The organism is Clostridioides sp. ES-S-0048-02 (assembly GCF_020658495.1).
GTDB lineage: Bacteria > Bacillota > Clostridia > Peptostreptococcales > Peptostreptococcaceae > Clostridioides.
In genome coordinates this window covers 234437-249412 of record NZ_JACVWH010000003.1, presented here as the reverse complement: position 1 = coordinate 249412, position 14976 = coordinate 234437, and the positions used below count along the sequence as shown (strand labels likewise).

Genomic DNA, 14976 nt, shown 5'->3' with positions numbered 1-14976 from the left:
TTAAGGAAGTGATTATTATTTCAAAAGAAAATGTAAAATATTATTTAATAGTCGTGTTTATTGGAATTTTATTTTTTAAGTTTATTAATACTCCAGCAGATTTTATATCTAGCATTGAAGGATTATTAAGTTTTTTTAGTCCATTTTTACTAGCTATTTTACTCGCTTTGCTTTTAAATCCTCTTGTAATGCTTTTTGAAATAAAATTTAAAACACATAGGCTTTTATCCATTTTTTTATCTTATATATTGATAGGTATTATTTTAGCTTTTGGTATTAGATTACTAATTCCTTCAATAGCCAATACATTAAATAGATTAATAAATGAAATGCCTATCTACAGTGATTATATAGATAATTTTATAGAAAAAAATATGTCAAACATAGATTTTTTAAAAGCTCTAATTCCTCATATACAACACAGCTTAGATAATGCATTAAAAGAGGCTAGTAATTTTATTAGTAGAATTCCTAAAAACTTTTTAATCTATACACTTAGCATATCATCTATGCTATTTAGTATGGTAATGGGCTTTATATTATCTATATATATTATATATGATAAGGAAAAAATTGCATTAGGATTTAAAAGATTGCTATATTCTTCTACTGCTAGAAACAAAGCTGATGACATTATAGAATTTTTTAGAACTACTCATGATATTTTTTATGATTATTTAATTGGTAGAATTTTAGACTCTCTCATTATTGGTATAATTGCATTTATAGGATTTCAATTTATCATTCGAATAGAAAATGCTTTATTTTTAGCTTCAATAATATTTTTAGCAAACATAATACCTTATCTAGGGCCATTTATTGGAGCTATACCTCCAGTAGCTATGACAATTTTATACAGCCCACAAAAAACCATATGGGTTATCGTATTTATATTTATATTACAACAACTAGATGGAAATTTCATAGAGCCAAAGGTTATGGGCAATCAAGTTGGAATAGGAGCTATATGGATAATTTCTGCGATTTTAATAGGACAGTCTCTTTTTGGCTTTATAGGTGTTTTTCTTTCAGTACCTGTAGCTGCTGTTGTAAAAACTTCTATTGACAAATATATTGACAAGAGATTGCAATAAGCTTTATCTTTTATAATTTTAAAAATTAATTATTATCTATTACATTACTATAAAAAAATGAAATTAACTCTTGGCAAAGAATATATGCTAAAAGTTAATTTCATTTTCTGATACAAAGTCTTAATTGTTTATATGTAATACTTTACATTTACTGATTATTTGAGTTCTGAGAATTTCCACTACTATCTGACCCTCCACTATTTTCTGATGAAGGTGGAGTTGGTGTCGGTGTTGGATTGCTCGTATTTGGTTTTTCTTGATCTTGAGAAGAATCATTGTTAGTTACATCTTTGTTATTGTTTGAAGTTGTATTTTTGTTTTTGGAATTAGATTTATTATTTTTACTCTTTTCACTATAGGAAGATTTCTTTGCTTCTGATTCCACTCTATACCTATCTTCTCCAGCTGTGTCTTTTGCCTTTTTCTTTCGTTCTTCCTCTGCTTCATTCTGTTCTTTTTCTAATTTAGTCAATTCCTCTTTCTTTTTAGATGCTTCATTTTTAATAACAGATGAGCCGTTTTTAATTTTCTCTATAAGCTTAAGCTCTTTAATTGCATCCGTATAATTTGTAGCTTTTTCAAATTCATCCACATTTAGCATTCTCATAGATTGCATATACATAGCTCTTGCATTTTCATTAGCGCTATCTTCTTCTAGTGCAGAGGATAATGCTTCCATAGCTTTTTTATAGTCATGTTTCTCTAAATATATTTTTCCTTGCTCAGTTGAACTTATTTCATCTTTTTTATTAAATGAACATCCTACAAGAAATATAGATAATATCGATATCAATAAAATTACTCTTCCTCTCATTAAATCCCTCCTTGTCATATACTTTAAATTTTATCATAATCAGGAAGTTTTTAAAATATTTTATATTTATTACAGGAAAATTGTTAATAAAACAGAAAATAAGTAGATATGACTTGAATAACTATAACAAACTAAAAATTAGTTTAAATCTATAGATATATTGTCTAATCTACTTATTTTAAAAATTAATATTTAATTCTTCTTCTATACTTCTAAAGATAATAAGTCTTCATAACTTTGTCTTTTACAAATTATCTTGTCATCTCCATCAAATACTGACACTACTGCTGCTCTTGGTATTTTATTATAATTTGAAGACATTGAATATCCATATGCACCTGTTGATGTTGTTATAAGTACATCTCCACTTTTTATATCCATTATATCTATATCTCCAATTAATATATCTCCACTTTCACAACATTTACCAGCTATTGTTACATGGTTCATAGTTTCATGGTTAATCTTATTTACAATACTGCATTCATAATTAGCTTGATATAGTGAAGGTCTTACATTGTCTGTCATACCTCCATCTACACTTACATAAACTCTAACATCTTTTATATCTTTTATTGAACCTACTGTATACAATGTACTTCCTGCATTTGCAACTATTGATCTTCCTGGTTCTATTACCAATGTAGGTACTTCTATTCCAAGTTCTTTACAAGAATTTTCTGCTTTAGTGATTATAGTTTCACAGAATTCTCTTATAGTTTTAGGTTTATCACCTTTACTATAATAAACACCTACACCTCCGCCTAAGTCAATTTCTGTCAGCTGTATATTAAATTTTTCTTTTATTTCTTTTACTAAGTTCATCATTATATCTACTGTATCTATGTATGGTTCTACATCAAATATTTGCGAACCGATATGAGCATGAAGACCTACCAATTTAATATTTGTATAATCATTCAATTTTTCTATTGCTCTAAACAAATCTCCATTTACTAAAGCAAAACCAAATTTAGAATCTATTTGACCTGTTTTTATATAATCGTGTGTGTGAGCTTCTATACCAGGTGTTATTCTAAAATATATTTCTTGAGTTTTCTCCTTCTCTTCACATAATTTTTCAATTAAATCTAACTCATAGAAATTATCTACTACAAACTTACCTACTCCCAAATCTAATCCCATATTTATTTCTTCTTCAGTTTTATTGTTTCCATGAAAGAAAACTTTTTCCATAGGAAAATTTGATTTATAAGCTGTATATAGTTCCCCTCCTGAAACTACATCCAAACACATCTCTTCTTCATTTATAAGATTACACATATAAAGAGGTAAAAATGCCTTACCTGCATAAGCAACTTTATTTTTTCCATCTTTAGCCTTAAAATATTTTATATATTCTCTACAGTTTTGTCTTACTAAGTCTTCGTCAAATACATATAATGGAGTTTGATATTTTTTACTAAGCTCTAGACAGCTTACACCTCCAATATATAATTCATTGTCTTTTACAGTCATAGTTCCATGAAGTTTCATAATATCCTCCCTAAGTTTTATATATTAAATACTTCTGCTATTTTCTCAATAGCTACTTGTTTATCATCAGAATTTATGGCACAAGTTATACGAATTTCTGATGTAGTTATAAGTTTTACCATTATACCATTTTCATTAAATATCTTAAATACTTTAGCAGCAACTCCAGAAGTATTTTTCATACCAAGACCTACTAAAGAGAATTTAGTGATGTTATTATCAATTACTACATGTTCTTCATTTGTATATTTAGACACTATCTTTTTGCACTCTCCTAATTCTTCTTTTGGAACTGTAAATGACACACTTATTTTATCTAAAATAGGTGCAGTTTGACTTATCATATCCACACTTATTCCCATAGTTGCTATATCTTCAAATAAACTAGATATATTTTCTACTTTAAAATCTTTTATTGTTATAGAACTATCATCATCACTAGTAGCTAATCCTGTTATTACTTTATCCTCTAATTTCATGTCTTTTCCCCCTCTTATATATGTTCCTTTTACTGTACCACATGTACGTCCAACATAAATTTCAACACCATATTTTTGTGCAAGTTCTATACTTCTTGAATGCATTACTTGTGCTCCTAAACTTGCTAATTCAAGCATCTCTTCATATTCAATCTCATCAAGTTTATTTGCCTTTGCATATTTTCTTGGGTCTGTAAAATAAATTCCATCAACATCTGTATATATCTCACATTTGCCATTTAATTTAACTGCAAGAGCTACAGCAGATGTGTCTGAACCACCTCTTCCAAGAGTAGTTACATCACCATCTTCATTGATTCCTTGAAATCCAGTTACTATTACAACATTCCCTTCATCTAAACTATTCTTTATTCTATTTACATTTATATCATCAATTTGAGATTTTCCATGAAGTCCGCTTGTTTTTATATTTAATTGATAAGCATTATAGCTTATGGCTTTACAACCAAGTGCATTTAATGCTATTGATAATAAAGATGCTGAAATCATTTCTCCAGTAGACATTAAAGCATCTAACTCTCTTTTACTAGGTTCATTACTCAATTCTTTTGCCAAGTTTATATATTCATCTGTTGATTTTCCCATAGCAGATACAACTATTACCATTTGTGGATTTTCTTTTCTTCTTTCTATTATATTTTCTGCAATCGACTTTATTTTGTCAGTATCTGCAACTGAACTTCCTCCATATTTTTGGACAATTATACTCATGCTTTTTCCCCCTCAAGCTAAATTTTGATAAATAAAAACGCCCAAAGGTATACTTTGGACGTGTGAACTTCATAGACCAAGTAACCTTGTAGCTCACCACTTTAAAAGTGACAGCCTTATGCATATTCTGCATAAGTCCAGAAAACCTGTTTGTCAACAACTTTTCTTCGGCTATAGACCCTTTCATCAATCATCAACACTTACCAGCTACTATTGATTACTCTTGAATATAGCTACCTCTACCCTAGGCTCATTATTATTAATTAATTTATTAATATAGTTTTATCATATTCTATATAATATTGCAACAATTTTTTTACAAAATGTGGCAAATCAAAAACTTTATTTTCTAAAATATCTTATATACAATTAAATAGTTTATTTAATCCTAAATCTATAAAATTTATACTATATTCATTATCTTCTTTCTCTAAGTCATTTAATTCAGATAAATTATCTGGTGTAACCACCAAAATATTTGGTACTCTAAAAAATGGAATTGTAGATTTATCTATTTTTCTAGAGAGATTCTCATATTTAGAAACATCTATTTCATTATTTAAATCAACATCTACTAAAACCTGCTTTATATTGCCAAATTGATCTGTATATTCAATAAATAAATCATATTTAACATCATCTACACTAACATTTCGATAAAATCTTTTTACATCACAACCTGCAGTATTAATTCTAACAACTAGTTCTGACCCTACTAGAGCCTTTATTAAATCATCTCCCTTAAAAAGCTTACTACCATTCAAATAGTAAACATATGAGAGGTCCTTATAGTTACGATAATCCACATCACATGGATATTTTTTTAGTGTATACTCACTACACATTTTTCTCAATGTTTTTTTGAAATTTTTTTTATTGTATCTTTTTTGGTCTCCATAAATCTTTCTAAATTGAGCTTCTGTAACACATCTAACCCTGCTAATTAAAAGCAATATCTCTTTTTCCATATTCGTCATAGTACATTCTCCTTGAAGTATTATTTGCAAAGTTGTACTAATATTATATTAAATTTATGACATTAAATTTACAAAGAATTAAAATAAAATAGCTAGTTTTTATAGAATTTATTTCTATAAAAACTAGCTATTAATGCACTAAACACTATCTACAGTTTTTTTACTAAGTTACACATTGCTTTGACTTTCAGAATCTTGTGAATTTGTATCTTCATTAGTTCCTGTCTCTTGTTTTGCTTTTTTATCATCAAAATTTGCAATATTTAAGTTATCAAATTCTGACATTTCAATTACACCAGACTCTTCTTTTGAATATGATATTTTAACTTTGTCTCCAACTTGAGTCAATGGTAATTCGCTAGATACTTTTGAGGTAGCTTTAAATATTATCTCTTTATTAGAATCTAAAGTTACATAGTAATTAGTATTTCCTCCTCGCACATCAGGACTTATTCTAGTTACTACACCTTCTATAACTTCATCTTTCATATCATTATCAAGCTTTAAGTCATTGCCTTTAGATTCTAATGAATCTTTATAATTTCTTAAAGCTTCATTTTTATCTTCCCCTAGACCAAGTACATTATAATCTTCAACAGATACAAAGGCTACTCTCTTTACAAGACCAGCTTTATCTTTTAAAGATGATACATATGTTGGCTGACCTAATATATTGTACATAACAGGGAATGTAGCTTCATAATTCTTTTCTTGAACATTACCTTCAGCTGATTTCATCGCAGCTGTCTCAGTTGCTCCTGGCTGCTTATACAGTTTAGCTTCTTTAGTTCTAGAGTCAACAAGCATAAATCCAATTGTAGATTCATCTCCACCAGACGATGTTATACCTGTATACCAATATGACCTATTGTCATTTCCATAGACTAGCGATGTCCCTTCTGTTGGCACTAGTACTCCCTTTTCTGATATAACAGAATTTAAAAATCCATTGACATAAACACCCCAGTCTTGAATTTGGTCTGTTACAAATTTTTGTGGTTGTATTCTATCTACCCATTTAGGTGTATTTTTAACATTATAGACATTTATTTTTCCAGTTTCTGCATCAACGGTAGCTATGCCTGTGGCATTTGCTCCTCCATAACCAATTTTATGTTCATATAAACTTACAACCCAATAAGGTCTTCCTTCATCATTTATTTCAAGAGTAAAATCTGTCATACCAACATTTACAATACCATGTATGTATAAATGTCTTTGTAAATCTTGATGTAAATAAGCTTCTGGTTGATATACTATCTTTATTGGTTTTCCATCTATTTCTTGAACTAGTTGAACATCTTGAGGATTACTTGCTGATACCTTTACATATCCACTTGTACCACTTAAAGATGTAACCCATTTAATTATATCTCTATGCACAAGAGGTGCTACCCAGTACAACTCTCCATCTACATTTTGTATATGAAACTTTCCTAATTTTGATACACTACCTATAGCTGGAACTTCTCCAAGTTTTTTATCACCTAATTTCATTGCCATGTCTTCATCTACAAGACGAATGTCATTTACACTGACAGGACTCATATCATCAGTAAATTTACTCTCAGTCACCTTTCCTAATAAGTCTTTATAGGCTTTTGCATGAAGTACAGGTGTAGAGGCTATAAAGGGTACAACTACAACATATACAAGTAAAGCTATTGCTATTGAAAAATTATATTTAGCAAGTTTAGATGTTCTTTCATTTCTATCTAGCATCATATCTAATATTCCTGCTACAACAAAAAATATTATTCCTACTGAAAATAAAGATGTGAAGTCCAGTCTAAGTACAGGTAATTTAATAAATGCATAAATTGCTACAATTATGAGTGAAACTCCATATGTTTTAAGATATCGTTTCATTTAATACTCCTCTCTATAAAATATTATTATTACTATTATATCCATATATTTACAAAAAATAAATATTTATCATATTTATTATGTATTAAGATATCTTTATACTTTTGTACCACTGTTTATTTATATTTGATATATATCTCAAAAAAATATTATAATCATGTAAATAACTATAGAAAATCAAAAACTGAAGAAAGTGTTCTAACTAAGATTTACGAATTCTTAATCCTCTCGAAGTTAAACTACCATCTTCAGCCTAATTATTTAGCAATATTTTTATATGATAAATTTTAAAATAAATTTTTTATATGTTTGCCATTTTGGATACATAAGAATGCTGTTTAGAATTATATTCTGACAATAAACCTTCATACTCTAAAGTTAAACCATTTAAATTATAGAAATCATTTGGTGTTACTTCAAATGCTTCTTTATTCAAAATATCTATTTCACTTTTTTCTAACATATCAGCAACAAAGTTTGAACATACGTATTTATATTCAACTTTTCTGTGAATATTCATAGACAAATATATCAATGCCATTATATCATAATAGTAATCTTCTCTATAATCACTAATTAATTTTATATTTTTAAATAGATTTTCATATTGTGAATTACATACTTCTAATGAATATACTCTACATACAGTATTTTTTCTTATAGCATATAAGCCTTGATTTATATTTTCTTCAACAAAGCCTCCAATAAATGGATTTCTTGGATTTAATCTCCCAAAAGAATACATTGGCTTTAAATTTTCATTTAATGATATTGACACATGTGTATACAGTTTTTTACTTATATTTCTTATTAAATAAGATAATACAGTTCCTGTATATGTTGTTACAATATAAATTTTATTCATCATTTCCCCCCAATCTAGTAATTAAATAATATTATACACTTACAACTTAATGTCATAAAATATTCTAACATAATAAAGGCTATTTTACAAATTTTGATTTTAAAGTGCTTTAATATTATATAAAATATAATAAAAATATAAATATAAATTTTCTATATTTTTAACCAACAGATGTTTTCTTTAAATTAATCAAATGATTTAGTATATCCTGAGCTTTTCCAGAATCCTTTAGATAACCTAATGCTCCATTTATTTGTGATTTTAAATCTATTTCTACTTCCATATCCAAATCAACATTTCCTTTTTTTATAGATATATTTTTAAGTGTTAGTGGATAAAGATAACTTTTTTCTAAAGTAATTTTATTTCCATTAACCTCAAATGGAACCTTTTTATTGTAATTACTTAGTATTTTTTCTAGCATTTTATCACTTATTTTAAATTTTCCAATCTTTACATTTTCAAGACTTACAACCAAATCTTCATTTTTTAAAGTGGGTTTTAGTTCAAGCTCATATTGGCTATTGATTAGACCAAAGACCTTATATGGACCTGCCACTTTTATTTTTCCATCCTTCATCTCAACAAAATTATTTTCAAATTCTTTAATTCCATGTTTATTCATTAATGTATATATTAGGTTTCTAAACTCTTCTTCGGAAACAGATACTTTTCCAACCATTCTAAGTGGATTTTTTACTATTTCCATAGAATTTATATATGAACCTTTTGATAAATACTCTTCGTCTATGATTTTATTATTTTGTGAACTAACATCATATCTCTCTTTTGGTGTTAATGTGTATACAACAATACCTGTTAACACTAAAATAATAACAATTAAGCTTAATATAATCTTTGCAATCCTTCCCATAATCGTCTCCTTTACAAATCTGTCAACAGATTTAAAATAAATTTAGATAACTAACTTCACATAATATTCTTAACAATATACATATTATAATACAGTCTTTTAAAGATTAATTCAACTAATCTGCTTTTTTGTAAATAAACTGTAAAAAAACATGTTTTTAGTATAAAAGTTAATATTTTGCATAATACTCTTAATTACACCTTTATTTTTTTCTAATCTTGGATTAAAATTAATATTATGCAATACAGTGTAGTGTTCTGTATTATAAGCAAATTAAATAGGAGGTATGGAAATATGTCAAATGAAACGAACTCATCTAACTTTATAAAAAATATTATTATAAATGACCTAGAAACAGGAAAACATGACAGTATAATAACTCGTTTTCCACCTGAACCAAACGGATATTTACATATTGGTCATGCAAAAAGTATATGTCTTAACTTTGGACTAGCTAAAGAATTTAATGGAAAGGCCAATTTAAGATTTGATGATACAAATCCATTAAAAGAAGATGTTGAATATGTAGAATCCATAAAAGAAGATGTTAAGTGGTTAGGATTTGATTGGAATGAATTAAATTTTGCATCTAACTACTTTGATGAAATGTACAAAAGAGCTTTAATCCTAATAAAAAAAGGTAAAGCTTATGTGTGTGAATTAACACAGGATGAAATGAGGGAGTATCGTGGTACTCTTACTGAACCTGGTAAAGAAAGCCCTTATAGAAATAGAACTATTGAAGAAAACCTAGATTTATTTGAAAGAATGAAAAATGGTGAATTTAAAGATGGAGAAAAAACATTAAGAGCTAAAATAGATATGTCTTCTCCAAATATAAACCTTAGAGACCCAATTATATACAGAATAGCTCATTCAACACATCATAATACAGGAGATAAATGGTGTATATATCCTATGTATGCTTTTGCCCATCCAATTGAAGATGCAATTGAAGGAATAACTCACTCTATATGTACTTTGGAGTTTGAAGACCAAAGACCTCTTTATGACTGGTTTGTCAGAGAATGTGAAATGGAAAATGTACCTAGACAAATAGAATTTGCTAGACTTAACATAAACAATACTGTTATGAGTAAAAGAAAATTAAAACAACTTGTAGACGAAGGAATTGTTGATGGTTGGGATGACCCTCGTGTTCCTACTATATCTGGAATTAGACGTAAGGGATATACTGCTGAAGCTTTACGTAATTTTTGTAGTGAAATAGGAGTATCGAAAGTTAACTCTACAGTAGACAGTCAAATGCTTGATTATTTCCTAAGAGAAAACTTACAGCCAAAGGCTCCACTTGCTATGGGAGTTTTAAGACCTTTAAAGCTAGTTATAACCAACTACCCAGAAGATAAGGTTGAAATGCTTGAAATAGAAAACAATGCTAAAGATGAATCTCAAGGTAAAAGATTAGTTCCTTTTTCTAGAGAATTATATATAGAACAAGATGATTTTATGGAAGAACCTATTAAAAAATATTTCAGATTTTTCCCAGGAAATGAAGTTCGTTTAAAAGGAGCTTATTTCGTAAAATGTACGGATGTAATTAAGGATGAAAATGGAAATGTAGTTGAAATACATGGTACTTATGACCCTGAAACTAAGAGTGGTTCTGGATTTACAGGTCGTAAAGTAAAATCTACAATACATTGGGTTGATGCTAAATCAGCTATACCATGTGAATTTAGATTGTTTGAGCCATTGATTCTTGATGATTTACCTGAAAATGAAGGAAAGCATTTCTTAGAACAGATAAATCCTAATTCATTAGAAATATTACAAGGTTTCGTTGAGCCTACACAAGTAAAAGATGCTAAACCTTTTGATAAATTCCAATTTGTTAGAAATGGGTTCTTTAGTATAGATAATAAATATACAACTAAGGAAAAACTTGTGTTCAATAGAATAGTTCCTTTAAAAAGCTCTTTTAAACCTGCTAAATAATTGTTATAACTAAAAAATGAAGACTTAAGATATAAATTACTTCTACTATAAATAAATTTAGTTAGAAGTAATTTTTTATTTTAGTCTTCATCATTTATTTTAAATAATTAACTTTTTCCACTACAGATTCCCATAACCTCTATTCCATCTTTTATACATTCTATATTGAGAGGAAAATCTGGACCTTTTTCCCCATCAATGTCTGTTATAAGAGAATCTTTACATTCTATATCTACTTTTTTAGTTTTAAAATACAATATTTCATTTCCATTATATTGATCTAAGTAATCACCTCTAAGCACACTTATCAAAACTGGTATTGATTTTGGAATTGGCATTCCTTTAAAAATAATTACATCTAAATATCCATCATCTATTTCAGCTTTATATGCTAAATTTATATTTCCTGCTGTTTTTCCATTAAAAATCAGCATAAGATACATATCTCCATCATAATTCATCTCTTTGGAATATACTTTTATCTTAAACTTCCTCATATACAATGCTTCTTCTATTCCCTTTATATAATAAGAAATTCTTCCAAACGAATTCTTTAAGTCTGTGCTTATTCTTTGTGATACATCAGTAAACATACCTGCACTTGCGACATTTATAAAGTATTTATTATTTACCTTCCCTATGTCTATTTTCTTTGGCTTTGAATTTATGATTTCCTTTATAGCTTCTTTTATATCAAATGGAATTTGAAGAGCATTTGAAAAATCATTTGCAGTTCCTGTAGGTAAAATTCCGATTGGAATCTTTATATCTAACTCTTTCATTGAATTTACAACTAAATCTATAGTTCCATCGCCACCTGCTATTAGTATATGGTCATAGGAACTATCTACTTCTTTAAATGCATTATTTACAGGCTCTTTAATATTCAATCTATAGGGTATCAATAAATAATTTTGTTTTTGATATAATTCTATAATAGTATCTAAATTTGATAATATTTTTTTTTCACCTGAATTAGGATTGTATATAAGTTTTACTTTTTTCATTATTTCTCCTTACTTATTTTATTCTTTTAATATCCAAAGTCCTCGTTTAAGAAAATTACATGTATTCTTTCTGGTGCTAATTGTCTTTTTATAAGTGTATAGCTACAGCAAATTCTTCCTGGACTTGAACAATCTATACATATGCCAGTAGTCTTACATCCAGTATTTGTATTCAGTCTCTTGCAATTTGCTGGAGCGACTATTGTTTTAGTTCTTTTTATAGCTTCATCTACATCTTTAACTATTTTATTTACACCTGCTACAACTATTACTTTGTCTGGTCCATATATCATAGCAGCTACTCTATTTCCATTTCCATCTAAATTATAGAGCTCTCCATTTTCTGTTATTGCATTAGTACTTGTAAAATAAGCATCTGCACAAAATGATTTTCTGTATATTTCTTTCATTTCTTCTGGTTTAATATCTTTTGCATATCTATCAAGAAAATCATATTTTTCTCTTATAAAGTCAATAACTCCTGTCTCAAATAAAGTCATAGAGCCACCACAACCTACTAAAGAACCTACTTCTACTATTTCTTCAATTTTTTTAAGAAGCTCTTCTTTATTATTTACTAGATACCCTTTCATGTTATTACTTTCTAGAGATTTTATTGTTTTTTCTATTCTTTTTTCTTTAAGCCAATTTAGATTTTGATCCATCTCAACTTCCCCCTTATTTTCAATATGTATTAGTTTGTTATAAATTTTATTTTCTTTATAGTTTTATTTTAGTACATCTAAGAAAAAATACAATATAAAACTTTAAATAAATTTTCCATAAATTTTTTTATAAGACTAACTCATAATTTATAATTAAAAAGGAAAGTAGATGTATTTTTCTACTTTCCCTATATTGTATGTAGTATTATATATTTTCTGAAATCTATATATTAATTATATGCTTTATTTTATTAAATATCACAATTAATTTAAGTGTAATATCATATTCTTTTTTAAACATATAAATTGTATTATTAAGTTTATTATATCCAATTTTAATAAATAATGTCACTAATTTGATGAAGAAGATGCTATAGCTGCACTTGTAGCTGCCATTACACAAGCAACTTGAATAGCAATAATAATATTTAAAAATATATTATTAGCTATAGAATCTATATTATTTTCTTTTTGTATTGAATCTGCATAAATAGAAGCCACAACAGCAGAACTAATCATTACTCTATTGCTTTTTCCTAAAGACCAATTCCCAAAACCTTTTTCTTCTTTAAGCCTATTTGAAACATTTTTTATATTTTCTATTATTTCATTTTCTTTATAATCTAATAACGAAATTGCTCCTATTATTGGATACCCATAATAATTTAACTTACAATCATTCTCTTTAAATGCTTTTTTAAGTTCAATAGTTTTTTTGCATTTACCCATTGTTCTATCTTCGCTAAATAAAAGAATTTGAGATAGCGCTTGTAAGTCATTTCCTTTATAAAAACCATTTTTATTTAGAAATTCATAGCATTTTTCTATGTATTCTAAATCTTCTTCTAAATTTTTTGAATGAATTGCAATAAGTGCTATATTACAATAGTCATCACTAGATGTTAAAAATGGATGTTTTTTCTTCATATATTCGTATACTGTTTTCATTTTTGATATACATGTAATATAATCCATTTTATCTCTATTTTCATAGACTATTGATGCTGTAAGTGGTAAATATGTATCTCCCCAAAACTTTTCATTTTTAAGATTTTTATATATCTCTAAAATCATCTTAAAACTACTTTCTGGATTTGATTCAAATGAAAGTAGTGTTGCAATATAAAATATGTTATATCCTCTAAAGTTAGAGAATAATCCAGTATTTTTTTTAATAAGCTCTATTCGCTCTTCTACTAATCTAGGGCTTATCCTCTTGTTCTTAAGCGTAAATGCAAGTGCACAACTATGTTGAATTAATCCCATTTGCCAAGAACCTTTAACTTCATTTAATGCTTTATAATTTTCCATTAATAAGTTTATTTTCCCATTTATAAAAGTTTGTTCCATATTGCCCTCCCAGTAATATACATTGTTGTATTAATTAACTTAATATCTATTATATATGTAATAAATATTGCAATCAATACATATTACTTGAAGAAGAACTATTATTCCATAATGATGTATCCTTTTTTATAGTGCCTTCCCATATTATTAACCCTGTCATAATACTCTGATTCACTTTCGTTACTCCATTTGGGTACAAATACATCTATCGCATTAGAATTACTAAAATACTTACTAGACCCCCTATCCATAACGGTTTTTACTTTACCATCTACAATAATCTTAGTTCCAAAACTTAAGTGATTGTTTGCCACAAAACCATCTTCTAAATCATCTCCTGTAGCAGTTATAGCTCCATATCCATTTTCTTGGTTAAGGCTGGTATAATAACTCACTTCAAATGTTATAGGAATTAAATCCTTTATTTTGATTCCTAGCTGGTTTTCTAGTCTCTCTTTTTGCACTTTCAATTTATACTCATCACTGCTTTTATAGTCTTCCATACCTTGATTATATTTAGAATTAAAGTTTTTACCTGAAGTTACTATAGTATCTATATTTACTATAGATTCTTTACAATGCTCTGCATCTATTTTTGTTTCTCCATTTACCAATAATGGAGTTAAACATACACTACATACAACACATGTAATCAATGCTTCTTTAAGCTTCATAAATTCCCCCCTTATTATTTTGATATATTAGCATATTTAATATTATATGTCTACATTTAGATTTAAATGCCATACTCATTTGCTTTAAGAAGTTGTCTTATACTTAATTCACCCTAAACC

The 14976-nt window shown here is 27.5% G+C and carries 13 protein-coding genes and 1 riboswitch; of the genes, 2 read left to right on the top strand and 11 right to left on the bottom strand.

From position 1 onward, the window contains the following. The first annotated feature begins 8 nt into the window (after nucleotides 1-8). Nucleotides 9-1094, top strand: a complete 1086-nt coding sequence (locus IC173_RS06280) for an AI-2E family transporter (RefSeq protein ID WP_413927541.1) — start codon at nucleotides 9-11, stop codon at nucleotides 1092-1094. Nucleotides 1095-1242: 148 nt separating this feature from the next. Here the strand turns inward: IC173_RS06280 and IC173_RS06275 are convergent, their stop codons facing one another. The 7 genes from IC173_RS06275 to IC173_RS06245 form a co-directional block, all read right to left on the bottom strand. Beyond that, on the bottom strand, nucleotides 1243-1908 hold the full coding sequence (locus IC173_RS06275) for a hypothetical protein (protein WP_227855308.1): 666 nt from the start codon (nucleotides 1906-1908) through the stop codon (nucleotides 1243-1245). 204 nt (nucleotides 1909-2112) lie between these two features. Then, on the bottom strand, nucleotides 2113-3405 hold the full coding sequence (gene lysA / locus IC173_RS06270) for a diaminopimelate decarboxylase (protein ID WP_227482594.1): 1293 nt from the start codon (nucleotides 3403-3405) through the stop codon (nucleotides 2113-2115). A 17-nt stretch (nucleotides 3406-3422) separates the two neighbouring features. Then, nucleotides 3423-4616: an aspartate kinase gene (locus tag IC173_RS06265; protein WP_227855307.1), complete on the bottom strand. Its 1194-nt coding sequence runs from the start codon at nucleotides 4614-4616 to the stop codon at nucleotides 3423-3425. 81 nt (nucleotides 4617-4697) lie between these two features. After that, nucleotides 4698-4866: riboswitch (Lysine riboswitch) on the bottom strand. 109 nt (nucleotides 4867-4975) lie between these two features. Continuing rightward, a complete protein-coding gene (locus IC173_RS06260; protein ID WP_227435022.1) occupies nucleotides 4976-5593 on the bottom strand; it encodes a hypothetical protein in 618 nt (205 codons plus the stop codon). Between the two features lie 168 nt (nucleotides 5594-5761). Next, complete coding sequence (locus IC173_RS06255) at nucleotides 5762-7462, bottom strand: hypothetical protein (RefSeq protein ID WP_227482592.1); 1701 nt, start codon at nucleotides 7460-7462, stop codon at nucleotides 5762-5764. A 301-nt stretch (nucleotides 7463-7763) separates the two neighbouring features. Then, on the bottom strand, nucleotides 7764-8327 hold the full coding sequence (locus tag IC173_RS06250; RefSeq protein ID WP_227482591.1) for a hypothetical protein: 564 nt from the start codon (nucleotides 8325-8327) through the stop codon (nucleotides 7764-7766). Nucleotides 8328-8487: 160 nt separating this feature from the next. Then, nucleotides 8488-9201: a DUF2140 domain-containing protein gene (locus IC173_RS06245; protein WP_227855306.1), complete on the bottom strand. Its 714-nt coding sequence runs from the start codon at nucleotides 9199-9201 to the stop codon at nucleotides 8488-8490. Between the two features lie 294 nt (nucleotides 9202-9495). Between IC173_RS06245 and IC173_RS06240 the strand changes: the two genes are divergently transcribed. Then, entirely contained in the window at nucleotides 9496-11160 is a 1665-nt protein-coding gene (locus tag IC173_RS06240) for a glutamine--tRNA ligase/YqeY domain fusion protein (RefSeq protein ID WP_227435015.1), read from the top strand. Nucleotides 11161-11267: 107 nt separating this feature from the next. On the opposite strand, the gene IC173_RS06235 is transcribed toward IC173_RS06240, so the two are convergent. From IC173_RS06235 to IC173_RS06220, 4 genes are all read right to left on the bottom strand, one after another. After that, nucleotides 11268-12167, bottom strand: a complete 900-nt coding sequence (locus IC173_RS06235; protein ID WP_227435009.1) for a YegS/Rv2252/BmrU family lipid kinase — start codon at nucleotides 12165-12167, stop codon at nucleotides 11268-11270. A gap of 26 nt (nucleotides 12168-12193) precedes the next feature. Continuing rightward, a complete protein-coding gene (locus IC173_RS06230; protein WP_227855305.1) occupies nucleotides 12194-12832 on the bottom strand; it encodes a lactate utilization protein in 639 nt (212 codons plus the stop codon). A 351-nt stretch (nucleotides 12833-13183) separates the two neighbouring features. Then, nucleotides 13184-14182: a DUF4003 domain-containing protein gene (locus IC173_RS06225; protein WP_227850997.1), complete on the bottom strand. Its 999-nt coding sequence runs from the start codon at nucleotides 14180-14182 to the stop codon at nucleotides 13184-13186. A 101-nt stretch (nucleotides 14183-14283) separates the two neighbouring features. Next, a complete protein-coding gene (locus tag IC173_RS06220; RefSeq protein WP_227435000.1) occupies nucleotides 14284-14856 on the bottom strand; it encodes a hypothetical protein in 573 nt (190 codons plus the stop codon). Nucleotides 14857-14976 lie beyond the last annotated feature (120 nt).

Bases quoted from the DNA above. Each gene is read 5' to 3' on its own strand.
- IC173_RS06250 (WP_227482591.1), bottom strand. From the start codon at position 8,327: ATGAATAAAATTTATATTGTAACAACATATACAGGAACTGTATTATCT.
- IC173_RS06275 (WP_227855308.1), bottom strand. From the start codon at position 1,908: ATGAGAGGAAGAGTAATTTTATTGATATCGATATTATCTATATTTCTT.
- IC173_RS06245 (WP_227855306.1), bottom strand. From the start codon at position 9,201: ATGGGAAGGATTGCAAAGATTATATTAAGCTTAATTGTTATTATTTTA.
- IC173_RS06235 (WP_227435009.1), bottom strand. From the start codon at position 12,167: ATGAAAAAAGTAAAACTTATATACAATCCTAATTCAGGTGAAAAAAAA.
- IC173_RS06255 (WP_227482592.1), bottom strand. From the start codon at position 7,462: ATGAAACGATATCTTAAAACATATGGAGTTTCACTCATAATTGTAGCA.
- IC173_RS06220 (WP_227435000.1), bottom strand. From the start codon at position 14,856: ATGAAGCTTAAAGAAGCATTGATTACATGTGTTGTATGTAGTGTATGT.
- IC173_RS06240 (WP_227435015.1), top strand. From the start codon at position 9,496: ATGTCAAATGAAACGAACTCATCTAACTTTATAAAAAATATTATTATA.
- IC173_RS06225 (WP_227850997.1), bottom strand. From the start codon at position 14,182: ATGGAACAAACTTTTATAAATGGGAAAATAAACTTATTAATGGAAAAT.
- IC173_RS06260 (WP_227435022.1), bottom strand. From the start codon at position 5,593: ATGACGAATATGGAAAAAGAGATATTGCTTTTAATTAGCAGGGTTAGA.
- IC173_RS06265 (WP_227855307.1), bottom strand. From the start codon at position 4,616: ATGAGTATAATTGTCCAAAAATATGGAGGAAGTTCAGTTGCAGATACT.
- lysA (WP_227482594.1), bottom strand. From the start codon at position 3,405: ATGAAACTTCATGGAACTATGACTGTAAAAGACAATGAATTATATATT.
- IC173_RS06230 (WP_227855305.1), bottom strand. From the start codon at position 12,832: ATGGATCAAAATCTAAATTGGCTTAAAGAAAAAAGAATAGAAAAAACA.